The organism is Limobrevibacterium gyesilva (assembly GCF_025989185.1).
In the GTDB taxonomy this organism is placed as follows: domain Bacteria; phylum Pseudomonadota; class Alphaproteobacteria; order Acetobacterales; family Acetobacteraceae; genus Limobrevibacterium; species Limobrevibacterium gyesilva.
The window spans coordinates 142,363-167,292 of record NZ_JAPDNT010000004.1 but is presented as its reverse complement, the minus strand read 5'-3'; the positions used below and the strand labels follow the sequence as shown (position 1 = coordinate 167,292).

General features: G+C 69.1%; 28 protein-coding genes, 1 tRNA gene and 1 riboswitch. Of the genes, 9 read left to right on the top strand and 20 right to left on the bottom strand.

The window, feature by feature from the left end:
* Positions 1 to 24: 24 nt before the first annotated feature.
* Positions 25 to 1,095, top strand: coding sequence for a threonine aldolase family protein (locus tag OL599_RS08645; RefSeq protein WP_264713291.1), 1,071 nt, complete (start codon positions 25 to 27; stop codon positions 1,093 to 1,095).
* A 293-nt stretch (positions 1,096 to 1,388) separates the two neighbouring features.
* Positions 1,389 to 1,619 carry a hypothetical protein gene (locus OL599_RS08640; RefSeq protein WP_264713290.1) on the top strand — a complete coding sequence of 77 codons (231 nt, stop codon included), beginning with the start codon at positions 1,389 to 1,391 and terminating at the stop codon, positions 1,617 to 1,619.
* A gap of 194 nt (positions 1,620 to 1,813) precedes the next feature.
* Here the strand turns inward: OL599_RS08640 and OL599_RS08635 are convergent.
* Positions 1,814 to 1,890 (bottom strand) — tRNA-Arg (locus OL599_RS08635).
* 112 nt (positions 1,891 to 2,002) lie between these two features.
* Between OL599_RS08635 and OL599_RS08630 the strand changes: the two genes are divergently transcribed.
* Positions 2,003 to 2,929, top strand: coding sequence for a BKACE family enzyme (locus OL599_RS08630; protein ID WP_264713289.1), 927 nt, complete (start codon positions 2,003 to 2,005; stop codon positions 2,927 to 2,929).
* 19 nt (positions 2,930 to 2,948) lie between these two features.
* On the opposite strand, the gene OL599_RS08625 is transcribed toward OL599_RS08630, so the two are convergent.
* Positions 2,949 to 3,101 (bottom strand): hypothetical protein, encoded by a 153-nt coding sequence (locus tag OL599_RS08625; RefSeq protein ID WP_264713288.1) that lies wholly within the window; start codon positions 3,099 to 3,101, stop codon positions 2,949 to 2,951.
* Here OL599_RS08625 and OL599_RS08620 point away from each other — a divergent pair.
* On the top strand, positions 3,088 to 4,089 hold the full coding sequence (locus OL599_RS08620) for a dipeptidase (protein WP_264713287.1): 1,002 nt from the start codon (positions 3,088 to 3,090) through the stop codon (positions 4,087 to 4,089). The genes OL599_RS08625 and OL599_RS08620 overlap by 14 nt on opposite strands.
* A gap of 4 nt (positions 4,090 to 4,093) precedes the next feature.
* On the top strand, positions 4,094 to 4,930 hold the full coding sequence (locus tag OL599_RS08615) for an aldo/keto reductase (protein WP_264713286.1): 837 nt from the start codon (positions 4,094 to 4,096) through the stop codon (positions 4,928 to 4,930).
* A gap of 2 nt (positions 4,931 to 4,932) precedes the next feature.
* Here the strand turns inward: OL599_RS08615 and OL599_RS08610 are convergent, their stop codons facing one another.
* The 3 genes from OL599_RS08610 to OL599_RS08600 all read right to left on the bottom strand — a co-directional run bounded on the left by OL599_RS08610 (position 4,933) and on the right by OL599_RS08600 (position 7,729).
* Positions 4,933 to 5,715, bottom strand: a complete 783-nt coding sequence (locus tag OL599_RS08610) for a fumarylacetoacetate hydrolase family protein (RefSeq protein WP_264713285.1) — start codon at positions 5,713 to 5,715, stop codon at positions 4,933 to 4,935.
* Between the two features lie 61 nt (positions 5,716 to 5,776).
* Positions 5,777 to 6,559 (bottom strand): SDR family NAD(P)-dependent oxidoreductase, encoded by a 783-nt coding sequence (locus tag OL599_RS08605; RefSeq protein WP_264713284.1) that lies wholly within the window; start codon positions 6,557 to 6,559, stop codon positions 5,777 to 5,779.
* A 12-nt stretch (positions 6,560 to 6,571) separates the two neighbouring features.
* A complete protein-coding gene (locus OL599_RS08600; RefSeq protein WP_264713283.1) occupies positions 6,572 to 7,729 on the bottom strand; it encodes an amidohydrolase in 1,158 nt (385 codons plus the stop codon).
* A 145-nt stretch (positions 7,730 to 7,874) separates the two neighbouring features.
* Here OL599_RS08600 and OL599_RS08595 point away from each other — a divergent pair, with 145 nt between their 5' ends.
* Positions 7,875 to 8,756 carry an alpha/beta fold hydrolase gene (locus tag OL599_RS08595; protein WP_264713282.1) on the top strand — a complete coding sequence of 294 codons (882 nt, stop codon included), beginning with the start codon at positions 7,875 to 7,877 and terminating at the stop codon, positions 8,754 to 8,756.
* 18 nt (positions 8,757 to 8,774) lie between these two features.
* On the opposite strand, the gene OL599_RS08590 is transcribed toward OL599_RS08595, so the two are convergent.
* The 6 genes from OL599_RS08590 to OL599_RS08565 all read right to left on the bottom strand — a co-directional run bounded on the left by OL599_RS08590 (position 8,775) and on the right by OL599_RS08565 (position 14,154).
* Positions 8,775 to 9,290, bottom strand: coding sequence for a helix-turn-helix domain-containing protein (locus OL599_RS08590; protein ID WP_408886921.1), 516 nt, complete (start codon positions 9,288 to 9,290; stop codon positions 8,775 to 8,777).
* Positions 9,291 to 9,462: 172 nt separating this feature from the next.
* Positions 9,463 to 10,995: an apolipoprotein N-acyltransferase gene (gene lnt / locus OL599_RS08585; RefSeq protein ID WP_264713281.1), complete on the bottom strand. Its 1,533-nt coding sequence runs from the start codon at positions 10,993 to 10,995 to the stop codon at positions 9,463 to 9,465.
* 61 nt (positions 10,996 to 11,056) lie between these two features.
* Positions 11,057 to 12,019, bottom strand: a complete 963-nt coding sequence (locus tag OL599_RS08580; protein ID WP_264713280.1) for an NAD(P)-dependent oxidoreductase — start codon at positions 12,017 to 12,019, stop codon at positions 11,057 to 11,059.
* Between the two features lie 22 nt (positions 12,020 to 12,041).
* Positions 12,042 to 12,911 carry a GNAT family N-acetyltransferase gene (locus OL599_RS08575; RefSeq protein WP_264713279.1) on the bottom strand — a complete coding sequence of 290 codons (870 nt, stop codon included), beginning with the start codon at positions 12,909 to 12,911 and terminating at the stop codon, positions 12,042 to 12,044.
* The gene (locus tag OL599_RS08570; RefSeq protein ID WP_264713278.1) at positions 12,908 to 13,396 is read right to left on the bottom strand and encodes a Fur family transcriptional regulator; all 489 of its coding nucleotides are present in this window, start codon (positions 13,394 to 13,396) and stop codon (positions 12,908 to 12,910) included. Before OL599_RS08570 ends, OL599_RS08575 begins: the two co-directional genes overlap by 4 nt.
* Positions 13,397 to 13,743: 347 nt before the next feature.
* Positions 13,744 to 14,154 carry a MucR family transcriptional regulator gene (locus OL599_RS08565; protein WP_264713277.1) on the bottom strand — a complete coding sequence of 137 codons (411 nt, stop codon included), beginning with the start codon at positions 14,152 to 14,154 and terminating at the stop codon, positions 13,744 to 13,746.
* A 122-nt stretch (positions 14,155 to 14,276) separates the two neighbouring features.
* On the opposite strand from OL599_RS08565, the gene OL599_RS08560 reads away from it, so the two are divergent.
* On the top strand, positions 14,277 to 14,543 hold the full coding sequence (locus OL599_RS08560) for a sulfurtransferase TusA family protein (RefSeq protein WP_264713276.1): 267 nt from the start codon (positions 14,277 to 14,279) through the stop codon (positions 14,541 to 14,543).
* Positions 14,544 to 14,576: 33 nt separating this feature from the next.
* On the opposite strand, the gene OL599_RS08555 is transcribed toward OL599_RS08560, so the two are convergent.
* Together OL599_RS08555 and tsaB are read right to left on the bottom strand one after the other, a co-directional pair.
* Positions 14,577 to 15,047 carry a GNAT family N-acetyltransferase gene (locus OL599_RS08555; RefSeq protein ID WP_264713275.1) on the bottom strand — a complete coding sequence of 157 codons (471 nt, stop codon included), beginning with the start codon at positions 15,045 to 15,047 and terminating at the stop codon, positions 14,577 to 14,579.
* The gene (gene tsaB, locus OL599_RS08550) at positions 15,044 to 15,703 is read right to left on the bottom strand and encodes a tRNA (adenosine(37)-N6)-threonylcarbamoyltransferase complex dimerization subunit type 1 TsaB (RefSeq protein WP_264713274.1); all 660 of its coding nucleotides are present in this window, start codon (positions 15,701 to 15,703) and stop codon (positions 15,044 to 15,046) included. Before tsaB ends, OL599_RS08555 begins: the two co-directional genes overlap by 4 nt.
* Before the next feature lie 45 nt (positions 15,704 to 15,748).
* Here tsaB and ddpX point away from each other — a divergent pair, with 45 nt between their 5' ends.
* Positions 15,749 to 16,294 (top strand): D-alanyl-D-alanine dipeptidase, encoded by a 546-nt coding sequence (ddpX, locus tag OL599_RS08545; protein ID WP_264713273.1) that lies wholly within the window; start codon positions 15,749 to 15,751, stop codon positions 16,292 to 16,294.
* A gap of 36 nt (positions 16,295 to 16,330) precedes the next feature.
* Here the strand turns inward: ddpX and gshB are convergent, their stop codons facing one another.
* Together gshB and OL599_RS08535 are read right to left on the bottom strand one after the other, a co-directional pair.
* Positions 16,331 to 17,308: a glutathione synthase gene (gene gshB, locus OL599_RS08540; protein ID WP_264713272.1), complete on the bottom strand. Its 978-nt coding sequence runs from the start codon at positions 17,306 to 17,308 to the stop codon at positions 16,331 to 16,333.
* 34 nt (positions 17,309 to 17,342) lie between these two features.
* Positions 17,343 to 18,170, bottom strand: a complete 828-nt coding sequence (locus OL599_RS08535; RefSeq protein WP_264713271.1) for a SirB1 family protein — start codon at positions 18,168 to 18,170, stop codon at positions 17,343 to 17,345.
* A gap of 353 nt (positions 18,171 to 18,523) precedes the next feature.
* Here OL599_RS08535 and OL599_RS08530 point away from each other — a divergent pair, with 353 nt between their 5' ends.
* Complete coding sequence (locus OL599_RS08530) at positions 18,524 to 19,780, top strand: hypothetical protein (protein WP_264713270.1); 1,257 nt, start codon at positions 18,524 to 18,526, stop codon at positions 19,778 to 19,780.
* Positions 19,781 to 20,002: 222 nt separating this feature from the next.
* On the opposite strand, the gene thiC is transcribed toward OL599_RS08530, so the two are convergent.
* From thiC to OL599_RS08505, 5 genes are all read right to left on the bottom strand, one after another.
* On the bottom strand, positions 20,003 to 21,838 hold the full coding sequence (gene thiC, locus OL599_RS08525; protein ID WP_264713269.1) for a phosphomethylpyrimidine synthase ThiC: 1,836 nt from the start codon (positions 21,836 to 21,838) through the stop codon (positions 20,003 to 20,005).
* Between the two features lie 62 nt (positions 21,839 to 21,900).
* A riboswitch (TPP riboswitch) is annotated at positions 21,901 to 22,056 on the bottom strand.
* 46 nt (positions 22,057 to 22,102) lie between these two features.
* Positions 22,103 to 22,522, bottom strand: coding sequence for a DoxX family protein (locus OL599_RS08520; protein ID WP_264713268.1), 420 nt, complete (start codon positions 22,520 to 22,522; stop codon positions 22,103 to 22,105).
* A gap of 86 nt (positions 22,523 to 22,608) precedes the next feature.
* Positions 22,609 to 23,826, bottom strand: coding sequence for an MFS transporter (locus OL599_RS08515; RefSeq protein ID WP_264713267.1), 1,218 nt, complete (start codon positions 23,824 to 23,826; stop codon positions 22,609 to 22,611).
* A 105-nt stretch (positions 23,827 to 23,931) separates the two neighbouring features.
* A complete protein-coding gene (locus tag OL599_RS08510) occupies positions 23,932 to 24,312 on the bottom strand; it encodes a histidine triad nucleotide-binding protein (RefSeq protein ID WP_264713266.1) in 381 nt (126 codons plus the stop codon).
* 78 nt (positions 24,313 to 24,390) lie between these two features.
* Positions 24,391 to 24,921 carry a phosphoribosyl-ATP diphosphatase gene (locus tag OL599_RS08505; RefSeq protein ID WP_264713265.1) on the bottom strand — a complete coding sequence of 177 codons (531 nt, stop codon included), beginning with the start codon at positions 24,919 to 24,921 and terminating at the stop codon, positions 24,391 to 24,393.
* Positions 24,922 to 24,930 lie beyond the last annotated feature (9 nt).

Genomic DNA, 24,930 nt, shown 5'->3' with positions numbered 1-24,930 from the left:
GCAAAGGCGGCAGGGAGCAACAAGATGAACGCATTATCCACCGCCGACACCCTCAACTTTCGCAGCGACAACGTCGCCACGGTCTGCCCGGAGATCCTGCGCGCGCTGGATGCAGCCAACCACGGGCCGGCCGCCTCCTACGGCGACGACGCGCACAGCCAGGCGCTCAACCGGATCTATTCCGAGCTGTTCGAAACCGCGGTGACGGTGTTCCCGGTCTCCACCGGCACTGCCGCCAACGCGCTCGGGCTGGCTGCCAGCGTTCGTTCCTACGGCGCCGTCTTCTGCCACGAAGAGGCGCATATCCACACCGCCGAAGGTGCCGCCACGGAGGCCTTCACCGGCGGCGCCAAGCTTCTGCCGCTACCGGGCGCGCAGTTCCGGCTGCACCCGGATGGGCTGCGCACGGCCCTGGCACGCGTGCAGCGCGGCGTACGCAACCGCGCGCAACCGGACGTGGTGTCCATCACCCAGGCCAGCGAATACGGCACGGTCTATCCCCTGGACGACATCGCCGAAATCGGCGCGCTGGCCCACGGGGCGGGGCTCAAGGTCCACATGGACGGCGCCCGCTTCGCCAACGCGCTGGCCACGCTCGGCTGCTCGGCGGCCGCCATGACCTGGCAGCGCGGCGTGGATATCCTGTCCTTCGGGGCCACCAAGAACGGCGCCATGAACACCGAGGCGATCGTGGTGTTCGACGAGACCCTGGTCGAACCGCTGTCCTACCGCCTCCGCCGGGCCGGCCAGACCTGGTCGAAGATGCGCTTCGCCGCGGTGCAGCTGACCGCCTATGTCGAGGGCGGGCTGTACCTGCGCATGGCACGGCATGCGAATGCGCTGGCTGCCCGGCTGGCCCGCGAGCTCGCGGCACTGCCCGGGATCGAGCTGGTCGCGCCGGTCGAAGCAAACCTGATTTTCCTCTCGATGCCGCCCGCGGTGATCACCATGCTGGCAGCCGAAGGCGTCCTGTTCGCACGGCGCGACCAGAATGTCATTCGCCTCGTCACCCGCTTCGACGGCCGCGAGGAGGAAATCGACCGCCTGCTCGCCATCGCCCGGCGCGCGGTCGCTCGCACCGCCGGGCAGACATAGCGTAAGGCCCGGTTCCCCGGCGGCGCTGGCGGTGGCTGGGCGCCCGGCGCCGACCGACCGCATGACCAGCCATCGGGCTTGTGACGCTGAGAATAATCGCCCAGATTACGCCAATGGCGTATCGTCTGGGGGCTTCCATGTCGCGCACCCCGGCCATATCCGCCCGGCCTGCATCACCGCTCTTGCCGGCCCACTGCGGGCCTGCGCCGGCTGGCATCTCCTGATCCGGTGCGCGACGTGCCGTTTTCGGCGGCGGCTCCAGGTGGGCGCCATGGTCGAAAAGGAGGGACGAGATGATGCGCCTGATGACGGCAGACCGACAAATGCAGCCCTGGCGGCAGGGCAACATGGGCGCCCGGACAGCGCTGTTGCTGCTTGTGCTCGGCGCCTTCTGTTACTCAGCCTGGCTCACCTCGATCGTGTTCTGCGCGGCGAGCGGCTGTCGCCCGCTGCTGATTGCATCCGCGGCTTTCTTCCCGGTCGGGATCGTCCATGGCGTCGGGGTGTGGTTCGGGGGCTGGTGACGACCGATCTCCCATGCCGCGGAAGGCTCGATTTCGTTGTCGTTCATGCGGCTTCGGCGTCGGTGGCGTGTGTCAGCCAGGGGCTTCACGCATGGCCAGGCGGCAGCGACGCTGAAGAACGAACCAGGAACCTCTGGCTGCATGCCCAGAATGAGGCCGCAAGAAGACCGCTGATCTCGACAATCATGAAAAACTGGTGTCCCCGGCGGGATTCGAACCCACGGCCCCAGGATTAGGAATCCTGTGCTCTATCCTGCTGAGCTACGGAGACAGCCGGCACCGATATAGCCAAACCGCCAGCTGCGTTCCAGCGCCACCTTGGCCCGGCGCCGCACCCAGTGCAGGATCGGCGCAACGCCATCGCAACCGGAGGGGCCCGCGCCATGTCCAAGGTCATCATCAGCTGTGCCGTCACTGGCGCCATCCACACGCCCAGCATGTCCGACTATCTGCCGATCACCCCCGAGCAGATCGCGGAATCCAGCATCGCGGCGGCCGAGGCGGGCGCTGCCATCATCCACCTGCACGCCCGCAACCCGCAGACCGGCGAGCCCACCCCCGATCCGGCCGTGTTCATGCAGTTCCTGCCCCGCATCAAGCAGAGTTCGGACGCGGTGGTGAACATCACCACCGGCGGCGGCCTGGGCATGACCGTCGACGAGCGGCTCGCCGGCCCGATCAAGGCCAGCCCGGAGATGTGCAGCCTGAACATGGGCAGCATGAACTTCAACATCTCCCGCGCCGCCGACCGGGTGAAGACCTGGAAGTTCGACTGGGAAAAGCCCTATCTGGAACGCACCGACGACTACATCTTCCGCAACACCTTCCGCGACATCGCCCGCGTGGTGGAGGTGATGGGCAAGGGCCACGGCACCCGCTTCGAGTTCGAGTGCTACGATATCGGCCACCTCTACAACCTCGCCTACATGCTGGACCAGAAAGTGGTGGAGCCGCCGCTGTTCGTGCAGAGCATCTTCGGCATCCTCGGCGGCATCGGCGCCGACCAGCAGAACCTGATGTTCATGCGCGAGACCGCCAACCGGCTGTTCGGTGACCAGTATGTCTGGTCGGTGCTGGCCGCCGGCCGCAACCAGATGGCCTTCACCACCATGGCCGGCATCATGGGCGGCAATGTCCGCGTCGGGCTGGAAGACAGCCTTTACATCGCCAAGGGCAAGCTGGCGAAATCCAACGCCGACCAGGTGGCGAAGATCCGCCGCATCCTCGAAGACCTGAGCCTGGAGATCGCCACCCCCGCGGAAGCCCGCGAGATCCTGAAACTGAAGGGCGGCGACCGCGTCGGCTTCTGACCACCAGAGCAATATCGGCTCAGATGGAATCGCGCAGCGATTCCATGCCGATGAAATTGCCGGCGGAAAATGAGCTGGAGCATGTTCGTCTGAAACGGACATGCTCCAGCCAGCCGGCCGGGCTTGACGACAGCCCGGCCGCGCCCGACCGTATCGCCATGACCGATTCCATCGAACTGCACCGCAGCCTTCTCGTCGTCGACACCCATATCGACATCCCCTGGCCGCAGGGCCCCAGCTTCTTCGAGGACACGAAGCGCCGGGTCGACCTGCCGAAGATGCAGCGCGGCGGCATGTCCGCCGGCTGCTTCGCCGCCTACGTGCCGCAGGGCCCGCGCACGCCCGAGGCGCACGAGGCCGGCTTCGCCCGCGCCGTCGCCATGCTGCAGGCCATCAACGCCATGGGCCAGGACGGCGCCCGCGTCTGCACCAGCGTGGCGCAGATCGAGCAGGCCAAGCGCGACGGCGCCACCGCCATCGTCCCGGCCGTCGAGAACGGCCACGCCTGCGGCGGCGACCCCGCCCGGCTGCGCGCCTTCCGCGACCTCGGCGCGCGCTACCTCACCGTCACCCATAACGGCCACAACGCCCTGGCCGACTCCTCCAATCCGCGCCAGGACCTCGGTGACGCGGAAGAGGAACATGGCGGCCTGTCCCCGGTCGGGCGCCAGGCCATTGCCGAGCTGAACCGTCTGGGCATGCTGGTCGACATTGCGCACGTGTCCAAGAAGACCATGCTGCAGGCGGCCGAGGCGTCGCGCACGCCGGTGCTGTCCACCCATTCCTGCATCCGCGCGCTGTGCGACAACCCCCGCAATCTCGACGACGAGCAGCTCGACGCCCTGCGCGACGTCGGCGGCCTGGTGCAGATCACAGCCGTGCCGTCCTTCCTGCGCGCCGGCAAGAAGGAGGGGGAGGTCACCGTCGCCGACTATGTCGACCACGTCGAGTACGCGGTGAACCGGATCGGCCTCGCCCATGTCGGCATGTCCTCCGACTTCGACGGCGGCGGCGGTTTCGTCGGCTGGCACGATGCCGGCGAGAGTGGGAATCTCACCGCCGAACTCATCCGCCGCGGCTACGGCGCCGCCGAGATCGCGGCCTTGTGGGGCGGCAATTTCCTGCGCCTGCTGAAGCGCGCCGAGGACGTCGCGGAGTAGGCCCATGCGCATGGTGCGCCTTCCCGATGGAACCGAGGTGCCCGCCCTGGGCCAGGGCACCTGGCACATCGGCGACGGCCACCGCCCGCCGGCCGAGGAAGCCGCCGCCCTGCGCCTCGGCATCCAGCTCGGCATGACCCTGATCGACACCGCCGAGATGTACGGCGAGGGTGCCGCCGAACAGGTGGTATCGGCAGCGATTGCCGGCCTGCGCGACCGCGTGTTCCTGGTCAGCAAGGTCTATCCGCACAACGCCACCCGCCGCGGCACGCCGGCCGCCTGCGAACGCAGCCTGCGGCGCCTGGGCACCGACCACATCGATCTCTATCTGCTGCACTGGCGTGGCGGCGCACCGCTGGCAGAGACGGTGGAAGCGTTCGAGCGGCTGCGGGCCGAAGGCAAGATCCGGCACTGGGGCGTCTCCAACTTCGACACCGACGACATGGAGGAGCTGCTGGGCGTCCCGGGCGGCGCCCTCTGTGCCACGAACCAGGTGCTGTACAACCCCGAGCATCGCGGCATCGAATTCGACCTGTTGCCCTGGTGCGAAGGCCACGCCATGCCGGTGATGGCCTACTCGCCCATCGGCCAGGGCGGCCGGCTGCTGCGCTCCGCCGCGCTGGCGCGGGTGGCGCACCGCCACGGCGCCACCACCGCCCAGATCGCGATCGCCTGGTCGCTTCGCCACCCCGGTGTGATCTCGATTCCCAAGGCCGGCTCCGCCGAGCATGCGCGCGAGAACGCCGCCGCCCTCGGCATCACGCTGTCGGCGGAGGACCTCGCCGCGATCGACGCGGCCTATGCGCCACCCCGCCACAAGCTCCCGTTGGCGATGCTGTAACGCTACGCCTCCGCGACGAAGCGGTTGCGCAGCGTGCCGATGCCGGAAATCTCGACCTCCACCACATCGCCCGCCTTCAGGTCGGGCGAGGCGCCGTCGGTCCCCATCCACATCACGTCGCCCGGCCACAGCGTCAGATAGCGCGTCATCGTGCTGATGAACCTGGCCACGCCGAACAGCATGTCGTTGGTGCGAAAGCGCGTGCGCGGCTCGCCGTTCAGCCGCACTGTCGTGTGCAGGGATTCGAGATCGACATCGGTCTCGATCCATGGCCCCATCGGCTTGAACGTGTCGGTGTTCTTCGACCGCCAGAACGTGCGGTCGTTCTTCTGCCAGGTGCGTTCGCTGACATCGTTGCCGATGCTGTAGCCGAACACGCAAGACAGCGCATCCGCCTCGCTGAGATGCCTGGCCTTCGTCCCGATCACCACGACCAGCTCGCCCTCGTAATGCACCTTCTCGGTGGCATCACGCGGAATCACCACATCTTCGTCATGCGCGATCAGCGCGTTCTGGGCCCGATAGCCGATCTCCGGCCGGTCCGGAACGCTCGGAACCTCACCGCGCTTGTCGGCGGCCTCCTTCAGATGCGACACGTAGTTCAGGCCCGCGCAGTAGAAGGTGCGCGGAATCAACGGCACCTCGATCTTCACATCGGCCAGGGCATGCGTGCGCCCCGTGCGCTCCCAATCGCCGAACAGGTCGCCACGCGTTTCCACCACGCGGTCGCCTTCCAGGATGCCATAGGCCGTGCGGCCCTCGGCCGAGAAGTTGATCCAGCGCATGGAAGGCGTCTCCTATGGTTTCGATTCATCAAGAATTGTCGCGGCGCAAGGCCAAGGCGTCTCAAACAACAGGCGAGCTTCCGCCATCCACATTGATCGCGGTCCCGGTGACATAGCCGGCGAGATCGGAGGCGAGGAAGCACGCCATGTTGGCGAATTCCTCTGCCGTGCCCATGCGCCCCAGCGGCACCGCCTCGCCGGTCTTGGCGATGAAGTCCTTCAGCGACATGTTGCCACCGCGCAACCGGTGCCAGGTCTTCACCTGCTCGGTGACGATCAGGCCGACCAGCAATGCGTTGACCAGAATGCCGTGCGGCGCGCCTTCGCCGGCCAGCACCTTGGTCAGCGCCATGCCCGCGGCCCGCGAAACCACCGTCGGGCAACCGCCGGCACGCGGCGCCTTGGCGCCAATGTTCAGCACGTTGATCACGCGGCCCCAACGCCGTTCGCGCATATGCGGCCATGCCAGCCGCGCGAGCCGGATGGCGGCGAACAGCTTGAGGTCCAGGTCCTCCTGCCAGATGGCGTCCGTGACGTCCTCGAACGCGCCGGTGCGCGACGTGCCGGCATTGTTGACGACGATGTCGATGCGGCCGAGGCCGCTCATCACGGCGTCATGCGCCCGCGCAATCTCGTCGGCCTTCGACACGTCGCACGGCACGGCCAGGACCTTGCCTTTCGCCACCGCCGCAATCGCCTTGCGCGCTTCCTCCAGCGCGTCCGGCCGGCGCGCGAGAATGGCGACATCGGCGCCGGAGGCCGCGAAGCGCGTGGCCATGGCCAGGCCCAGGCCCCGGCTGCCGCCGGTGATGACCGCGGCGCGGCCCGAGAGGTCGATTTCCATTGTCTGCTGTCCCTATGCGATGGGCGCGATCAGCCGCCCGGCTTTCCAAACCATGCGCCCGGCCGGCCGCATGGCGACGGCCTCTGCGAGCGTTTCCGCCCGCACCGCCACCAGATCCGCCCGCCCGCCGACGTGAATCCCGTGATCCTCCAGCCCCAGCACCCGCGCGCCCACGACCGAGCAGGTCTCGAACGCGACGGCGATGTCCTCGTCGGTGCGGAAGCCCTGTCGCTGCGCCACCAGGAAAGCGCGCTCCAGCATGTCGCCATTGCCGAAGGGCGACCACAGGTCGCGGATATTGTCGCTGCCGGCAAAGATCGCGACCCCGCGCGCGCGTAACGGCTGCACCGGCGGCATGGTCGCGGCGCCGGGTGCGGAGGTGAGGATGGCGACGCCGGCATCCGCCAGCGCATCGGCGGTCGCCGCGAAATCGTCGGCGTCCGGCGTGCCCAGGCTGAAGGCGTGGCTGACCGTCACCTGCCCGCCCATGCCAGCGGCACGGGTGCGGGCAGCGATGTCGCGCAGCTGCGCGTTGCCGACCGGCCCCGGGTCATGGAGGTGGATGTCGATGCCGCTTCCATGCCGCTGGGCGAGCCCGAAGACGACATCGAGATGCCCGGCCGCATCGCCGTCGATGCCCACGGGATCGAGGCCGCCGACCAGGTCGGCGCCGGCGCGCAAGGCTTCATCGAGCAGCTCGGCCACGCCCGGACGGGTCACGATGCCGCTCTGCGGAAACGCCACCACCTGGATGTCGGCGCGGTCGCGATACGCGGCCACGGTTTCCATCACCGCATGGAAGTTGTCCAGCCCGATAGCGTCGTCGATATCCACATGGGTGCGCAGCGCGGTGGTGCCGAACCCCGTCATCTGTCGCAACAGCGCCGCCGCGCGATCCTGCACCGGCAGCGCCAAGCCGCGCCGATGCGCGCGCTCGTATTCGATACGGTCTCTCACCGTGCCGGCGGCGGCATGCGGGCGCCAGGGCAGACCCAGCAGCGTCTTGTCGAGATGCACATGGCCATCGACCAGCCCGGGCAGCAGCAGGGCGCCAGCCAGATGCGCCTCGCCGCGCTGCCCCGCATGCGGCGCAATGGCGGCGATGCGTCCCTCGGCGACGGTCACGTCCACGCGGGAGCCGTCGGCGAGGCGGGCATCGGTCAGGCGCATGCGGGGCATTTCCTCGGTCAAGGTGGGGCGCCAGTGTGGCCCCGGGCATGTCGTACGCTCAACCCCTCGGACCGCCGGCCGCGCGCCCCCTTCCCTCACGCGCCGTCTCGCCCGAAAGTCCCGTCAAAGCAACCGGGAGCGCTCCATGCCGCACGCGACCACAGACGATGGCGTGAAACTGTATTTCGAGGAAACCGGCTCGGGCATCCCGGTGATCTTCGTGCACGAGTTCGCCGGCGACCACCGCAGCTGGGAGCCGCAGCTCCGCCATTTCGGCCAGCGTTACCGCGCCATCGCCTACAACGCCCGCGGCTATCCGCCGTCGGACGTGCCGGAGGACGCGCGCTTCTATTCGCAGAACCGCGCCGCCGATGACATCGCCGCCGTGCTCGACCACCTGCAGCTCGACCGTGCGCATGTCGTGGGCCTATCCATGGGCGGCTTCGCGACGCTGCATTTCGGCTTCCGCCATGCGCCCCGCGCCCGCTCGCTTACTGTCGCCGGCTGCGGCTATGGCGCCGATCCGGCCAGGCGCGAGAGCTTCCGCGCCGAGGGCGCCAACACCGTGGAATTCATCCGCGCGAATGGGATGGAGGGATTCGCCGCCCGCTACGCCTATGGCCCCACCCGCGTGCAGTTCCAGAACAAGGATCCGCGCGGCTTCGCCGAATTCAGGCGCATGCTGGCCGAGCACGCCGCCATCGGCTCCGCCAACACGCAGCTCGGTGTCCAGCGCGAACGCCCGTCGCTCTACGACCTCACCGGCCAGATGCAGGCGATGCAGGTGCCCACGCTGATTTTGACCGGCGACGAGGACTGGCCCTGCCTGCAGCCGGGCATCCTGATGAAGGAGAACATTCCGACCGCGGCGCTGGCGGTGATGCCCAATTGCGGCCACGGCATCAACGCCGAGGACCCCGATCAGTTCAACCGCATCGTCGGCGACTTCCTGGCCCAGGTCGATGCCGGGCGCTGGCCCACACGCGACCCCCGCGCCATGACCGGATCGATCACCGGCATGCGCTGACGCCGCTCAGAGATATGGCTATTCCGGGTTGTCCGGCGTCATGGACTTGATCAGCTCGAACATCTTCTTGCGCACGGCGGCGTCGGGGATCCGGTAATAGGCGCGGACCAGCTCCAGCGTCTCGCGCCGGCTGAACGCGTCGTCGGCGAAGGCGTCCTGGGCATCCGCGAAGCCGACGGCGCGGCGTCCGGTCAGATTGCTGCTCTGGGCGCCGTAGCCGTGCGCCAGCGGCTCGGGCATGTCGTCGAAGAAGAAGCTGATCGGCACGTCCAGCACACGCGACAGGTCGAACAGCCGCGACGCGCCCACGCGGTTCACGCCACGCTCGTATTTCTGCACTTGCTGGAAGGTCAGGCCCAGCGCCTCACCCAGGCGCTCCTGGGACATCCCCATCAAGGTGCGGCGCAGCCTGATGCGCGCGCCGACATGAACGTCGATCGGGCTCGGCCGCGATTCCTTCTCGCCCCGGTTGCCAACGCCCTGTCCAGCCGGACCCGGAAACTGCGCAGCCTGATCGCCGGTTTCTCCTGACATGCGCCCAGGCTCCTATTGCCACCGTGAGATTCGTTACCTGATCGTCAAAAACGAAGTCCGCTCTCGGTCGGCACGCGTCGTCGGTTGTTGAAAAGGTTAACGCCACAACCGAGAAACGTCAATCACGTTCAACAAAATCCTGAGACTGTCCAGAATTCTACCCGGTTTCTCACTAAAATTTTATTCGTTTCGAATTTGCATGCGCTAATAGCATCCCGATCACAGTTGCAATCACCACGAGCATAGCAGGGACGACCAGCCCGAACCGCGCGAAAAACGGCGGCGGCAGCTTTCCGGGCAGAGCGACGACCAGCACCCCGGTCACGTTCATGCTCAGCCGCCCCTGCTCCCGGCCCAGCGCATTGAAGGCCGCCGAAATCCCCGTGTTCGCCGCGCGCAGCAACGGCAACCCCTCCTCGACGGCGCGCATCCGGGCCGCCGCCAAATGCTGGCGCGGGCCCGTGGAGTTGCCGAACCAGGCATCATTGGTGACATTCACCAGCCAGTCCGGCCGGTCCGTGGGATCGACGGCCTGGGCCGGGAAGATCGCCTCGTAGCAGATCAGCGCGCCGAAGGCCGGCAGGCCGGGGACACGCAGCGTGCGCGGGCCGGGACCGCGGGCAAACCCCCCGCCGGGCACGATCTGGATCGGCAGCGGGAACCAGTCAGGCTGGTACTCGCCGAATGGCACCAGGTGCCACTTGTCATAGATTGCCGCCGGCGGCCCCGCGCCCAGCATCGCCATCAGGCTGTTGCGCGGCCGCTGCGCCGCGTCGAAGCGCACGCTGCCGATCAGCGCGGGCACGCTCATGCCACCAACCTGCGCCACGCTCGCCACCGCGGCGCGCGCATTCGGGTCGGACTCCATCAAATAGGGGCTGGCCGTCTCGGGCCAGACAACGGCCGCCGCCTGCCCCGGGAATCGCCGCTGCGCCTGGGCCAGCCCGTCACGGGTCAGCACCAGGTACCGGCTGAACGTTCCGGTGACGAATTCCCGATCCCATTTCTGGCCCTGCGGGATGTTGCCCTGCGCCAGCACCACCGTCACGCCCGGCGGCGCCGGGGCCGGCAGATCCAGGCGCCACAGCCCGAAACCGGCCCAGGCCGCCAGCACCGCGCCGCACGCCACCACCGCGCGCCGCCCCAGCGCCGGCGCCGCCGCCAGCAGCAGCGTGGCCAGGGTCAGGCCGTGCACGCCCACCAGCGCCGCAGGTTGCAGGAACACGTCGCCGGCCGCGCCAGGAAGGGCCCATACGCTGCCCCAGGGATTCCAGGGAAATCCGGTGGCGATGAACTGACGCCCGAGGTCAGCGGCCACCCAGGCGCCGGCCAGCACCAGCACCCGGGGCCAGCCCCCCGGCACGGCCCGCGCCGCGGCGCAGGGTGCCGCGATGAAAAGCGCCATCACTGCCGCCAACGCCGGCACCGCCAGCGGCACCAGCCACCAGAACCGCGCCGCTTCCACCAGGATCGCCTCGGTGATCCAGTAGAGCCCCAGCAGATGGTGGCCGAAGCCGAACCAGAACCCGACCAGCGCCGCCCCCCGCACGCGCGCCTGCGCACCCAGCAGCGCCAGCAGGCCAGGCACCGTCAGCAGCAGCACCGGCACGGCGTGCATCGGCGGCAGCGCCACGGCCGAGAGCACCCCAAGCGCCCCCGCCGCCGCATGGGCCCGCCAGCCGCGCAGTGCGCCCAGCCACCGCATCAGACACCCGAAATCCGCGGCCCTAATGCGCAAGCGCCCGGCCGTACCCACGCGCATGCGCTCAGCCGTGAACGATGCGCTCCGGCGGCACCGTGCCACCGGTCAGCGCGGTCGCGATGCACTCGGCCGCCATCACGCCCATGTTGACCAGCGACCCATCGGTCACTCCGGCGACATGCGGCGTCACGATCACCCGCGGATGGTCGCGCAGCTTGTGCGCCGGGGCGGGCGGCTCGTCCTCGAACACGTCCAGCCCGGCGCCGGCGATGTGGCCGGAGTCCAGCGCCGCCTCCAGCGCCGCCTCGTCGACGATGCCGCCGCGCGCTGTGTTGATCACGAAGCCCCCCGCCGGCATCGCCGCCAAGGCCGCCGCGTTCACGACATGCCGCGTCGCCGGCAAATACGGGCAATGCACCGACAGCACCTCGGCCGCCGGCAGCAGCTCGGCCAGCGTCGCCGCACGGCGCACGCCGCCGAACGCCGCGGCTGGCGCCACCGGGTCGAACGCCGTCACCACCATGCCAAACGGCCGCGCCAGCGCGGCGACCGCCTGGCCGATCGCGCCGAATCCGAGCAGCCCCAGCCGCAACCCGGCGATGTCGCGCACCTTCGTGCCCGCGCCGCGCCACGCCCCTGCGGCAATCGACGCCGACAGCGGCTTGAGGTCCTTCGCCAGCGCCAGGATCAGCGCCAGCGTGTGCTCCGCCACCGCCCGCGTGTTCGAACCGGGCGCGCGCGTGACCAGAATCCCCCGTGCCGCCGCTGCTTGCAGGTCCACGTCGTCCACGCCCACGCCGTGCCGCGCCACCACCTTCAGCCGCGGCGACGCATCCATGGCCGCCACCGTCACCGGCCCCTGCCGGGTCAGGATGGCGTCGGCCTGCACCTGCCCGGTCAGCTCCGCCACCTCGGCGGCCGTGGGATAAGGCGGCATGAAGTGGATGGCGCAGCCGGCCCGCTCGAGCAGCTCGACCGCGGGGGCGGCAAGACGAGGCGACGTCATGATGACGTTGAAGCGGCTCATGCGCGGGCACCCTCCTCCAGAATCAGTCGAGCGCGTCGCGAAGCTGCCGCTCGTAATGGCGATAGTATTTATCGGTGACCAGGTCGGTCTTCACCACCACGGCCACGTCCGTGGTGTTGAATTGGCCATCGATCACCGCCCCGTCGCCGACGAAGCCGCCCAGGCGCAGATAGCCCTTGATCAATGGCGGCAGGCTGCCCAGCGCTCGGCGCGGGTCGAGCCCTGCAGGATCCATCCGGCGCATGTCCACATAGCGATGCGGCAGCGCGCGGGGGCGCACCGCCGGCGGCGCCAGGTGGTTGTAGTAAAGATAAGTCAGTTCGGTCGCGATCGCATCCGGGTCGGTGCCGGGCAGGCTGGCGCAGCCGAACATCAGGTCGATCCGGTGCAGGAACACATAGGCGGCGATGCCGCGCCACAACAGCTGCATGGCCATACGGTTGCGATAGCCCGGATGCACGCAGGACCGTCCGAGCTCCAGCACCTGGCCCGGGAAGTTGGTCATTGGGCTGATGTCGTACTCGTCTTGTGAGTAGAAGCGGCCCAGCTTCCGCGCCGCCTGGGCGCGGATCAGCCGGTAGGTGGCCACCACGCCTTCAGGCCCCGGGCCGATCGCATGGTCCACCACGAGCAGATGGTCGGCGACGTCGTCGAAAGCGTCGCGGTCGCGGTGCGCCGCCGCCGCCGCGGCGTCCGGCCGGGCCCCCATCTCGTCGTAGAAGACATGGTAGCGCAGCGCCTGCACCGCATCGATCTCCGCGGCCGTGGTGGCGATGCGCACGCCCAGGCTGCCGCCACGCAGTTCACCGAAACCCGGCCCTGTCACCGCCGCGTCTGGCGCGGGCAGGGTGCGGTCGGATCCGGTGCCGGCGGGCGGCAACACTGCCGTCATCGCGGCGCACCGCTCGATCCGGTTGGGTCGGATGGGCCGGACGGCCGGTCCTCGCCAGCCTTGCGGGCCACCGCGCCTGCCGGGCGCTTGCGGCCGAACAATTCCAGGCGATGCGACACCAGGTCGAACCCCAGCCGCGCGGCGATCGCCTGCAACACCCGTTCGTGCTCCGCGTCCTCGAACTCGATCACCCGGCCGGTGTCGATGTCGATGAGATGGTGGTGATGCCCGTGCTCGCTGGGCTCATAGCGGGCGCGGCCGCCGCCAAAGTCGCGCCGCTCCAGGATGCCCTTCTCCTCCAGCAGGCGCACGGTGCGATAGACCGTGGCGATGGAGATACGGTTGTCGAGCGCGGAGGCGCGTCGGTACAACTCCTCCACATCGGGGTGGTCAGCGGCATCCGACAGGACTCGGGCGATGACGCGGCGCTGGCCGGTCATCTTGAGGCCTCGTTCGACGCACAGGCGCTCGATGCGGCTTTCCATCCAATCCCCAATGGTGCCCACATCGGCCCGCCTGGTGCGGGACGAGCCAGGCAACGTGCAGCCCTGTCTTCGCGCTTCCGTCTTCGCGCCCCCGTCCGCCAGCCTCCGGCTTCACGCCGGAACACGGGGCGACGGTGCGTAACCGATCAGAAGCCACCCTGTCGAGCGGCCTCACGCCAGACGGCCCCCAACGGGGCAGCCCGGCGCACCGCCGCGACGGCGACGTCCCCGACCAGGACGCTCAAGGGAAGTTACAGGCCCCGGCCGGTCGGACGCAAATCCGGCTCACACTGCGGCGCTGGCGAACCCCATCCGGGGTTCGCGCCCCGACGCGCCCGATGCCGGCGCTACTTGCGGCCGCGCGGCTTGGTTCCGAGGCCAATCTTCTTGGCCAGCGACGAGCGATGGCGGGCATAGTTCGGCGCCACCATCGGATAGTCGGGCGGAAGGCTCCAGCGCTCGCGATACTGCTCGGGCGTCATGTTGTACGCGGTCTTGAGATGCCGCTTCAGCATCTTCAACTTCTTCCCATCCTCCAGGCAGACGATATGGTCGGGGAAGACGGACTTCTTCACGGGAACGGCCGGCTGCGGCTTGTCCGGCTGCACCGGGTCCCTGCCGACACCCGAAAGCGTGCGGTAGACATCCTGGATCAACGCCGGCAATGCATCGGGAGTCACCGAGTTGTTGGATACATGCGCCGAGACGATCTGCGCCGTCAGTCCGAGCACATCTGTATGTTGCGTATTGTCGGCCATCGTTTTCCCTTTGGAGCCGTAAGATTTGCAGCATATATGGCGCTCAATGGCTGCCTCGCAACGGATATTTTGACTGAAAACAACAGTCGCGAAGTTCGCCGGCAAAGTTGAAGATAAACATCATGAAGACCAGCCCGCAAGTCGAAGCCTCCGATATCCAGACGCCCGACCAGACGCTCGACATCACCGCCGAGGTCTGCCCGATGACCTTCGTGAAGACGCGGCTCGCCCTTGACCGCCTGGCCTCGGGGCAGACCTTGCTGGTACTGCTTCGCGGCGAGGAGCCGCGCCGCAACGTGCCGCGCACCGCCACGGAGCAGGGCCATGCCGTCCTGACCCAGGAAACCGACCCCGCCGGCCTCACCCGCCTGCTGCTGCGCCGCAAGTAATACCGGCGGCCCTTGATGATGACCCTGCCGCCATCAAGGGCCGCCGGTATCGCGCGCCGGGTTGGCCGGTGGCGGCGCGCCTGATGTAATACCGCGCCGCAAAACCAGAGCGTCCGAGCCATCGGCATAGTAACGGGGCCGCCGTCCGACCTCGACGAATCCGGCCGCCGCATACAGCGCCAGCGCCGGCGCGTTGGCCGTCGATACTTCCAGATATAGTGCCCGCGCGCCCGCCGCCGCCGCCCGCCCCGCCGCCGCATCGAGCAGCGCCCGCGCCCGCCCCTGCCGCCGCGCCGGCGGCGCCACCGCCAGCGTCAGGATCTCCGCCTCGTCCGCGGCAATCCGCGCCAGCACCAGGCCCCCTTGCGGATCGATCATGCCGAACGTGCCGGGCAGGCTCAGATGCAGCGCCATCGCGTCGATCCCCCAGCGCTCGCCGGGCGGGAAGCTCGCCGCGTGGATCTCGGCCATGGCCTCGGCATGGGCCGGCGTCGCGGCGATCATGCTTGCGGCGGCGGCCGCAGCCCACCCGCCGGCAGCTTCGCCTCCGGCGCGTCCACATAGATCGGCTGCGCCGGCAGCGGCGGCAGCTCGCCCCGCAGCCGTCGTGCCCCCACCACCGCCACCTGGCGGATCGGCGGCAGACGGATATCGGTGAGCATCACGTCGTCGTCGCGCGCCGCCAGCCGCGCAGCCACCTCGATCGCCACATCTCCGGCCACTGCCACCGGCCCGCCCGCGGGCGGCAACGCCTCCAGCGCCACCGGCGCCAGCTCTCCGTTGCGATGCAGAAACACCCGCCCGCGCCGGCTGTCGATCGCCACCCACAGCGTCCGGCCACCCAGGGTCGGCAGCGCCGCGGCCATCGCCTCGGCCACCGTCACCCCGACGACCGGCCGGCCGGCGGCGAGCGCAATGCCCTGTGCCAGCGCGATCGCCGCGCGCAGCCCGGTGAAACTGCCGGGCCCCACCGTCACGGCAACGCCGTCCAGTGCCGTTGCCGCCAACCCGGCCTCTGCCAGCACCGCCTCGGCCATCGGCGGCAACACCCCCGCATGCCCCCGCCCCCCGGGCTCCTGGCGCAACGCCACGACCTGGCCATCCACCACCACGGCCGCCGCGCATCGCGCCAGCGCCGCATCAAGGGCAAGAATCCGCATGCCCGAAGGCTAGCCCCACCGCCAGCGGCCGCCTAGTCTTGGCGGATGCTCGTGACCCTCACCGCCGCCGACGGCCTGCTGTTCGACATCCGCTACGCCACGTCCGACAACCTCACCGGCCGCCCGATCTACACGCGCCCCGTGGCCATGCTGCTGCCGGAAGCGCGCGACCGCCTGCGGCACGCCGGCCGCCTGGCAGCGCAACTCGGCCTGCGCCTGAAGGTCTACGACGCCTTCCGCCCGATCGAGGCGCAATGGGCGCTCTGGCATGCCGTCACCGACAAGCGCTTCGTCGCCGACCCGCGTGCCGGCGGCGTGCACCCGCGCGGCGCCGCCGTGGACCTGACCCTGGTGGACAGCAACGGCGACGAACTGCCCATGGGCGCCGGCTTCGACGAAATCGCCGCCCGCTCGGCCCACGGCGTCGCCGACATCCCCGCCGACGCGCAACGCAACCGCGCCCTCCTGCTGGGCCTGATGACCGCCGCCGGCTGGGACCACTACCGCCTGGAATGGTGGCACTACCAGCTCCATACCGCCCGCAACCATCCCCCCCTCAACGCCACGGCCGTACCCGGCGGACCGATGTAGGCAAAGGGCGCCAGGCGGGCCCCGGCCGCGCTTGCGCTACGCCAGCTTTTCCTCGATCACGTCCCAGATCTGGCCGGAGAGGTCGGTGCCGTCGAAGCGGCCGATCTCCTGCAGCCCGGTGGGCGAGGTGACGTTGATTTCGGTGAGGTAGTCGCCGATCACGTCGATGCCGACGAAGATCAGGCCCTGCTGTTTCAGCGTCGGCCCGATGCGGCGGCAGATTTCCAGGTCACGCGCGGTCAGCGTGGATTTCTCCGCCCGCCCGCCCACATGCATGTTGCTGCGTGCCTCCCCGGGCGCGGGCACCCGGTTGATGGCGCCGGCGGGCTCGCCGTCGATCAGGATGATGCGCTTGTCGCCCTGGCGCACCGAGGGCTCGTAGCGCTGGATCATCAGCGGCTCGCGCGAGCGGGCGAAGTGCATTTCCAGCAGGGCGTTCAGGTTCGGATCGTCATGGCGGATCAGGAACACCCCGGCGCCGCCGTTGCCGAACAGCGGCTTGACCACGATGTCCTTGTGGGTGGCCCGGAAGCCGAGGATCGCGTCCACGTCCCAGGTAACCATGGTCGGCGGCATCAGGTCCGGGAAATGCGTCACCAGCAGCTTCTCCGGCGCGTTGCGCACGGAGACCGGATGATTCACCACCAGCGTCTTCGGGTGGATGTGCTCCAGCAGGTGGGTGGCAGTGATATACGCCATGTCGAAGGGCGGGTCCTGGCGCATCAGCACGACATCGGTGCTGCCGAGGTCGATCAGCTCTTCCGGGCCGAATGCGTAATGGCTGCCGCGCACCCGCTGCACCGTCACCGGGCGGGCGCGGGCCATCAGCCGCTCCTCGCGGGCGGCGCCCTCTTTGGCCACGCCCTCGCGCAGCGCCATGTGCTTCACTTCGTAGTGCCACAGCTTGTGGCCGCGCGCCTGGGCGGTCAGCATCAGCGCGAAGGTCGAATCCCCGTCGATGTTGATGGTTTCGATCGGGTCCATCTGGACCGCGACTTTCAGCGTCCGCGCCATGCCTTTTCTCCGGTTCTGTCGGCGGATGGATTGCCTAGTTCAGCCGCGAACGCAACTCGTCCATCGCGGCGCGGACCCGGCTGGCGGCGTCGCCGTTCGGGACCAGCACCAGGAAGCGCTCGAAGCAGCGCAGCGCGGCCGCCACCTGGTCCAGCCGCTGGTTCATCAGCGCCGCGTCGCGCCACAGGATCGGCTCGTCGGGGGCGATGCGCAGCATGTCCTCGGTGCAGGCCAGCGCGCCTTTCAGCTCGCCGGCACGCAGCCGGCGCAGCTTGATGTTGTTCTGCAGCCGCAGCAGCACCGCGCGCGCGCCCATTGGCCGCAGCAGGCCGGGCCGCAGCTCGGCCTTCGGGCCTTCGACCCGCTTGACCAGCGCGCGCAGGTCGGGCGCGTGCAGCGACGCGCCACCACCGAACACGTCCAGCACCGCCTGTTCGCCGTGACCCGACAGCGCCACCAGGAAATGGCCGGGGAAATCGATGCCGTGCCCGCTCCAGCCGGCCGCGCGGACGGTGTGCAGCCACAGAATGCCAAGCGCCACCGGCAAGCCCCGCCGGCGCTCGATCACATGGATCAGGTTGGCGTTGGCGGGGTCGTCATAGCTGTCGGTGTCGCCCTCATAGCCATGCGTCCCGACCAGCAATCCCGCCAGCGCACCCGCCTGCGCCGACAGATCGTCGTCCGGCACCTCGGCGGCCAGCAGGACCGCCTCGCGCGCAAGGCCGGACAGGTGCGCGCGCGCCGCCTGCCAGTCGGCCTCGGGCGCATCGACGCGCGCCAGCTGCAACGCCGCGTCGGCGATGTCGATTTCGGTATCCGGCAGCTGGCCGATCGCCTCCAGCGCCGCGCGCGGGTCACTCATTCGCACTTCCCTGACGGGCGGTTCTCGATGCCAAGCGTATATCCCGGATGATCAGGCCCGCCACAGTCTGTGTCATGGCCACGGCGATGCCGCAAGGCTACGCGGCACCACACCCGCGCCGATGTGACGCATGCCGGTTTCGCATCGTTCCACGAGGAGAGCCGGCTCGCCCACGCGCGACGCGGCGCGCGCTGTCGGCGCCACCGCGCAAGCCTTCCCCGGCAGAGGTGCTGCAGCACTCGGACAGGGCGGCGTGAAGCCGCCATAGGGGGCCGGCAGTTGCTTTGACTCGGCCCGGCGCCAACTCTACCCACGCTCGCTGCATCGGCTGGCGGTCTGATAGGAACGGTATGTTGCAAGTAGTGTTTCGCGGCCACGAACAGGCTGGCTTCTTCGTCCACGCCATGACCCTGGGCCGCAATTTCGACCTCCTGCGCGTGGCGCCTGGCAACAAGCCCCCGGCCGATGAACCCTATGCCTGCGTGATCGCGGTGCGGGACTACTGGCGCATGCACCCCGGCCATTGCGAACGCCAGGGCGTGCCGCACTTCTCGGCGTCGGTCGAGCCGGCGATCCTCGAGGACGTGCGCGCCGGCCGCGCCCTGCTGCTGTTCGACCTGACCAACGAGGGGCCGGGGCTGAACGTCGAGATCTTCGACCATCTGCACGCCTTCCTCGACCGCAACGGCATCGACGCGTCGCGCGCCGTGTGGCTGGCGCAGAACCGGAACATGGAGGCGGCGTACCGCGCCCAGTACGCGGACAAGCGCAGCAGCCTCTTCACCTTCGAGTACTACGACTTCTTCGTGAAAGTCATGGCCTTCAACTTCTCGCCCAAGGCGCCGTCGCCGGTGTTCGGCGCCGCTCCGGACGACTATATCGCGAAGGTCTACGACCAGGCCGCCAAGGACCGGGTGTTGCTGTGCCTGAACGCCACGCCGCGGCCGCATCGCGTGCTGACGATCGCGGGCCTGCTCCATCACGGCCTGTTCGACGACTCGCTCGTCTCGTTCCCTGGCCTCGCTTATGCCAAGGACGCATCGAGCGCCGACGCGGTGATGGCGTATGCCGCGGCGAGCCCCGCCTACGCCCATCTGCGCCACAGCTGCGTGGCGGCCATGGCATTGAAGGACCTGCGGGTCGATGACTTCAACGAGAAGGGCAACCAGCTCTTCGACAAGATCGACGTGAAGCCGTACGAGCGCACCTACTTCTCGATCGTGACGGAAACCGAGGCCACCAACGGCAATGTCAGCCGGATCACCGAGAAGGCGGCAAAAGCCTTCTGCCTCGGCCACCCCGCCTTCATCGTCGGCAACCCGCGCTCCAGCCGCTTCATGACCGAATTGGGCTTCCAGGCCTACCCAGGCGTGATCGACGCCGACTACGAGGATGTCACCGATCCGGGCGAACGCTTCAATCTGATGTTCCGGCGCGTCCGCCGCCAGGTGCGCGCCGTCAAGGAACTGCCCGCCGCCTGGCTCAATCGCGTGCGCGGGCCCGGCGAGGCCAACATCCGGCACGCCGCCAGCGGCGGCTTCCTGCAGGCCTATGTGGACCGCTACGACCGGCCGGTGGCCGAGCGCCTGGCTCGGATGCTGGCGCAGTAGAAAAAGTGCCACCCCGCCGCACGAGAACGCGCGGCGGGGCAGATCACCTGCCCTTGCCTCGTACCAGCGGCCATGAAGAATGACCGCTGGTACGAGTCGTTATTTTGCGCGCCGCCGCCCACCAAGCCCGCGACAGGCACGCGCTTGCGTGCCGCAAGCGGATCGGCGCGCGATACCAACGGCCCTTGAAGATGGAAGGGTCATCGTCAAGGGCCGTTGGTATCAGTCGTCGCTGCCCTGCGCCGAAGCCGGCTCCGGCACATAGAGCGCGCCGCCCGTGGCCTTGAAGGCCTCGCTCATCTTCTCCATGCCGGCCATCCGCTCGGTATCCGCGCGGATGTCCTGCGAGATCTTCATCGAACAGAACTTCGGCCCGCACATCGAGCAGAAATGCGCGACCTTGTGCGCGTCCTTCGGCAGGGTCTCGTCGTGGAACTGCCGCGCCGTGTCGGGGTCCAGGCCCAGGTTGAACTGGTCCTCCCAGCGGAACTCGAAGCGCGCCCGGCTGATCGCGTCGTCGCGCAATTTGGCCGCGGGATGGCCCTTCGCCAGATCCGCCGCGTGGGCGGCGATGCGATAGGTGATCACGCCCACCTTCACGTCGTCGCGGTTGGGCAGGCCGAGATGTTCCTTCGGCGTCACGTAGCAAAGCATCGCTGTGCCGAACCAGCCGATCATGGCGGCGCCGATGGCCGAGGTGATGTGGTCGTAGCCCGGCGCGATATCGGTGGTCAGCGGCCCGAGCGTATAGAACGGCGCCTCGCCGCATTCGCGCAGCTGCTTGTCCATGTTGACCTTGATCTTGTGCATCGGCACGTGGCCGGGGCCCTCGATCATCACCTGGCAGCCCTTGTCCCAGGCGACCTTCGTCAACTCGCCCAGCGTCTCCAGCTCGGCGAACTGGGCAGCGTCGTTGGCGTCGGCGTTGGAGCCGGGGCGCAACCCGTCGCCCAGCGAGAACGACACGTCATACTTGCGCATGATGTCGCAGATCTCGCCGAAGCGCTCGTACAGGAAGCTCTCCTTGTGGTGCGCCAGACACCAGCGCGCCATGATCGACCCGCCGCGCGAGACGATGCCGGTCACGCGCCGCGCCGTCAGCGGCACATAGGCCAGCCGCACGCCGGCGTGGATGGTGAAATAGTCCACCCCCTGCTCGGCCTGCTCGATCAGCGTGTCCTTGAATACCTCCCAATCCAGCTTGTCCGGATCGCCGCCAACCTTCTCCAGCGCCTGATAGATCGGCACGGTGCCGATCGGCACCGGGGCGTTGCGCATGATCCAGCTGCGGATGTTGTGGATGTTGCGGCCGGTGGACAGGTCCATCACCGTGTCGCCGCCCCAACGGATCGCCCAGACCAGCTTCTCCACCTCCTCGGCGGCCGACGAGGTCACCGCGGAGTTGCCGATATTGGCGTTGATCTTCACCAGGAAGTTGCGGCCGATGATGACCGGCTCCAGCTCCGGGTGGTTGATGTTGGCGGGGATGATGGCGCGGCCGCGGGCGATTTCGGAACGGACGAATTCCGGGGTCACGAAGGCGGGCATGTCGGCGCCGAAATCCTCGCCGTCGGCGCGGCGCGCCTCCGCCCCCTCCAGCATGGCGGCACGGCCCAGGTTCTCCCGGTGCGCGACGTAGATCATCTCCTCGGTGATGATCCCGGCGCGGGCGAACTCGAACTGCGTCACCAGTTGCCCGGGCCGGCCGGCCAGCACGGCGTGGGCGGCGCGGCATTCCGGCACCAGCTTGTCGTCGCCGATATTGCCGTTGTCCTCGGGCTTCACCGCGCGCGGCGCGATCTGCTCGAAGCCGCGGCCGGCGATCCACGGGCCACGGATCGGCGTCAACCCGGCTTGCAGGTCGATGGTGGCCGCCGGGTCGGTATAGGGGCCGGAGGTATCGTAGATGCGGAACGGCGGCTCGTTCGCCGACGGGTGCAAATCGATCTCACGGAACGGCACGGCAATGTCCGGCCGGCCCTCCGGGCTGGTGTAGACCTTGCGGGATCCGATGATGGGGCCGGTGGTGACGGCGGCGGGCTTGGTCTGGATCGTCATGTTCACTCCCTCGGGGACGCGCCCCTCGCGTGCGGCCGCCGGCGAAAGAGGGGAAGGGCGTGGCGAACATGGCTTCCCGTCCCTACGCCGGCATGAACCGGATCAGGTTCCCCGGAATCCCGCCGCTGCGCGCGGCGCGATCCCGTAAGGGTCACCACGCCGGGCAATCGCCCCTGGTGGTATCTCAGCCCCCTGCCGGGGCACCCCTCGGAAGTGATCAGAGTGTGCCGCGCGGCCTGCGCCTGTCAACGTCCTGGCGCGGAACTATCGCGCGCCCCGGCGAGCATCGAAGCTGAGCGCACCGGCGCCGAACGCGAGCACGTACAGGAACCCGCCGGCCAACCCCAGGTTCTTGTAGAAATGGATCATGTTGTCATAGGCGACCATGGCATCGGCTGCGCTGGTGGCCGCGACGAAGTGAACGGCGAAGCCGGTGGCCAGGCACCAGATGGCGAGGACGCCGGCGACCCATCGCGCCTTCAGGCCGACCAGGATCGCCAGGCCGCCGCCCAGTTCGACGATGATGGTGATCCAGACCATTAGGCTCGGCGCAGGCACGCCGGCCGCGGCGAAGTATTGCGCGGATCCGACAGGGTCCATGAGTTTTCCGTATCCGGCCCAGATGAACAGGCCGCTGAGCAGGAGTCGCCCGAACGCCGGCAGATAGGTGGCAACCCTGTTCATCACGCCTCTCCCGAAGCGGTTCTCCCGATTTCCAAAGCTATCCGCGCTTCCGCCCCCGGTTCAACGGCGGCAGGTGCGCTCCCACATCACGACGCGGCCATCGCCGTCCGCGGCAGCCGGATCGGGATGTTGAACGCGGCCGCAACCAGCCCGGATGCGGCAGTGGCCAGGAACGCCATGTCGTACGTGCCGGTCTCCGCGAAGGCGATCCCGCCCAGCCACGCGCCCAGGAACCCGCCGATCTGGTGGCTGATGAAGCACACGCCGAACAGCGCCCCGATATCGCCGACCCCGAAGCGCCGCGCGATCACGCCCGTCGTCAGCGGCACCGTGCCGAGCCACAGCAGCCCCATGACGATGGCAAACGCCGCCGTGGTCAGCCCGGTCTTCGGCGCCAGGTAGAACGCCAGGATGGCCACCGCGCGAATGATATAGATCGCCGCCAGGCACAGATGCGGCGGCAGGCGCTGTCCCGCCCGCCCGCACAGATAGCTGCCGAGGATGTTCGCCCCGCCCACCAGCATCAGCGCCCAGGCGCCGGTCGCGGCCGGCATGCCGCACAGGCTGAGATAGCCGGGCAGGTGCGTGGCCAGGAACGCGAGCTGGAAGCCGCAGGTGAAGAAGCCCAGCGAGACCAGCACGAATGTCCTGTCGCCCAGCGCCGACCGCACCGCCGAGATCGACCGCCGCGGCGCCGGCTTCTCCAGCGCCGCCCGATCGAGCGGCCGCCCCAGCGGCACCGCCAGCAGCACGAATGCCGCCATCGCCAGCAGGCCGGCCGGTGCGCCGCCCCAGGCAATCGCGGCCGCCGCCACCGGCAGCAACAGCATCTGCCCCACCGACCCGCCGGCACTGGCCAGCCCGGTGGCGGAGGACCGCCGCTCCACCGGGAAGGCACGCGCGACCCCCGCCAGCGCCACGCCCCAGCCGATGAAGGCGGTGCCGAACCCCGTCAGCACGCCGATGCCCAGCATCACCGACCAGGTTGCGGGCAGCAGTGCGGGCAAAGCGAAGCCAGCCGCATACAGCAGGCCACCCAACACCTGCGCCCGCGTCGCCCCATGCCGGTCCGCCCAGGCGCCGGCCACCGGCTGGCCGATCCCCCAGGTCAGGTTGTGCACGGCGATGGCGAACGCCACGGTAGCCAGCGGCACGCCCATGTCGGCCAACGGCACCAGGAACAGGCCGAACGTGGCGCGCGTGCCCAGCGCCAGCGACAGCGTGACCGAGCCGGCGATCAGCGCCGAGATCTGGGCCGGCGTGTTGGTGCCCGGCGTCGTCCCGGGCAAGGTGTCACGAGGCATGCCGGCGCGTTTCCTGTCTTGTCCGGCGACTATCTCGCATGCCGGCCGGCGTCAGGGCGAGCGAGGCTGGGCCGCAACCGCTGCATGGCTGCGACGAAAGCCGCGTCAGCGCCTCGTCAGCATCGGCCCCAGATTGTGGCCGGCGAACAGGTGCACGTGGAAATGCGGCACCTCCTGCCCGGCATCCGGGCCCATGTTGGCGAGCACGCGATAACCCGCCGCCTCCAGCCCCAGCTCGTTCGCGAGCGCGCCCACGGCGCGGAAGAAGCCGGCGATCTCGGCCTCGCTCGCCGCCGCCGTGAAATCGGCGAGCGACACGTATTTCCCCTTCGGGATCACCAGCACATGCACCGGCGCCTGCGGGTTGATGTCGTGGAACGCCAGCACCCACTCGTTCTCGAACACCTTGCGGCACGGAATCGCGCCGCGCAGGATCTTCGCGAACACGTTGCTGTCGTCATATGCGCCCAGGCCATTCACCGGCATCTGCTCAGCTCCCCCGCCACATCGCCGCCGGCATGGTGCGATGGCGCCGCCGGCCCGGCAAGGTCCGGGCCCGCACGATCAGGGGATCTTGGTCGTCCGCATTCCAAGCGCCATCGGCAGCTTGCGCGCGCGCGACGCCTTCTCGGCGATGCCGGACACCCCCTCGCGCCGCTGCAGCTCGGCCCACACATCCTCGGGCCGGATGCCGGCATCCACCCACATGACGATCAGGTGGTAGAGAACGTCGGCGCTCTCGCCCACCAGCGCCTCGGGGTTGCCCAGGGTGGCCTCGATCAGGCACTCCACCGCTTCCTCGCCGAACTTCTGCGCGATCTTCGCGGTGCCGCGTTGCAACAGGCGGGCCGAATGGCTGATCGCGGGGTCGGCCTCGCGGCGGCTGCTCACCACCGCCCACAGCCGGTCGAGCACGGCCGAAGACGCCCCCAGCGCCAGCGGCGGCATCGGTTTCGCCGCGACCGGAGCGGCGACGACCAGGGCCTGCGAGAGCTTCTTCCTGGCGCCATCAGCCTTCTTCGGCGCGACCTTCTTGCCGGCCGGCTTCTTCCCCGGCGCCTTTTTGCTTGAATCCTTCTTCGCAGACTTTGCCATGGCCGCTTC

Coding starts and splice junctions, on each gene's coding strand:
- ddpX (WP_264713273.1), top strand. CDS start 15,749: ATGCTCGTGACCCTCACCGCCGCCGACGGCCTGCTGTTCGACATCCGC.
- OL599_RS08560 (WP_264713276.1), top strand. CDS start 14,277: ATGAAGACCAGCCCGCAAGTCGAAGCCTCCGATATCCAGACGCCCGAC.
- OL599_RS08555 (WP_264713275.1), bottom strand. CDS start 15,047: ATGATCGCCGCGACGCCGGCCCATGCCGAGGCCATGGCCGAGATCCAC.
- OL599_RS08595 (WP_264713282.1), top strand. CDS start 7,875: ATGCCGCACGCGACCACAGACGATGGCGTGAAACTGTATTTCGAGGAA.
- OL599_RS08615 (WP_264713286.1), top strand. CDS start 4,094: ATGCGCATGGTGCGCCTTCCCGATGGAACCGAGGTGCCCGCCCTGGGC.
- OL599_RS08505 (WP_264713265.1), bottom strand. CDS start 24,921: ATGGCAAAGTCTGCGAAGAAGGATTCAAGCAAAAAGGCGCCGGGGAAG.
- tsaB (WP_264713274.1), bottom strand. CDS start 15,703: ATGCGGATTCTTGCCCTTGATGCGGCGCTGGCGCGATGCGCGGCGGCC.
- OL599_RS08570 (WP_264713278.1), bottom strand. CDS start 13,396: ATGGAAAGCCGCATCGAGCGCCTGTGCGTCGAACGAGGCCTCAAGATG.
- OL599_RS08565 (WP_264713277.1), bottom strand. CDS start 14,154: ATGGCCGACAATACGCAACATACAGATGTGCTCGGACTGACGGCGCAG.
- OL599_RS08630 (WP_264713289.1), top strand. CDS start 2,003: ATGTCCAAGGTCATCATCAGCTGTGCCGTCACTGGCGCCATCCACACG.
- thiC (WP_264713269.1), bottom strand. CDS start 21,838: ATGACGATCCAGACCAAGCCCGCCGCCGTCACCACCGGCCCCATCATC.
- OL599_RS08580 (WP_264713280.1), bottom strand. CDS start 12,019: ATGAGCCGCTTCAACGTCATCATGACGTCGCCTCGTCTTGCCGCCCCC.
- OL599_RS08645 (WP_264713291.1), top strand. CDS start 25: ATGAACGCATTATCCACCGCCGACACCCTCAACTTTCGCAGCGACAAC.
- OL599_RS08510 (WP_264713266.1), bottom strand. CDS start 24,312: ATGCCGGTGAATGGCCTGGGCGCATATGACGACAGCAACGTGTTCGCG.
- OL599_RS08620 (WP_264713287.1), top strand. CDS start 3,088: ATGACCGATTCCATCGAACTGCACCGCAGCCTTCTCGTCGTCGACACC.
- OL599_RS08610 (WP_264713285.1), bottom strand. CDS start 5,715: ATGCGCTGGATCAACTTCTCGGCCGAGGGCCGCACGGCCTATGGCATC.
- OL599_RS08605 (WP_264713284.1), bottom strand. CDS start 6,559: ATGGAAATCGACCTCTCGGGCCGCGCCGCGGTCATCACCGGCGGCAGC.
- OL599_RS08520 (WP_264713268.1), bottom strand. CDS start 22,522: ATGAACAGGGTTGCCACCTATCTGCCGGCGTTCGGGCGACTCCTGCTC.
- OL599_RS08640 (WP_264713290.1), top strand. CDS start 1,389: ATGATGCGCCTGATGACGGCAGACCGACAAATGCAGCCCTGGCGGCAG.
- OL599_RS08625 (WP_264713288.1), bottom strand. CDS start 3,101: ATGGAATCGGTCATGGCGATACGGTCGGGCGCGGCCGGGCTGTCGTCA.
- OL599_RS08590 (WP_408886921.1), bottom strand. CDS start 9,290: ATGTCAGGAGAAACCGGCGATCAGGCTGCGCAGTTTCCGGGTCCGGCT.
- OL599_RS08600 (WP_264713283.1), bottom strand. CDS start 7,729: ATGCGCCTGACCGATGCCCGCCTCGCCGACGGCTCCCGCGTGGACGTG.
- OL599_RS08515 (WP_264713267.1), bottom strand. CDS start 23,826: ATGCCTCGTGACACCTTGCCCGGGACGACGCCGGGCACCAACACGCCG.
- lnt (WP_264713281.1), bottom strand. CDS start 10,995: ATGCGGTGGCTGGGCGCACTGCGCGGCTGGCGGGCCCATGCGGCGGCG.
- OL599_RS08535 (WP_264713271.1), bottom strand. CDS start 18,170: ATGAGTGACCCGCGCGCGGCGCTGGAGGCGATCGGCCAGCTGCCGGAT.
- gshB (WP_264713272.1), bottom strand. CDS start 17,308: ATGGCGCGGACGCTGAAAGTCGCGGTCCAGATGGACCCGATCGAAACC.
- OL599_RS08575 (WP_264713279.1), bottom strand. CDS start 12,911: ATGACGGCAGTGTTGCCGCCCGCCGGCACCGGATCCGACCGCACCCTG.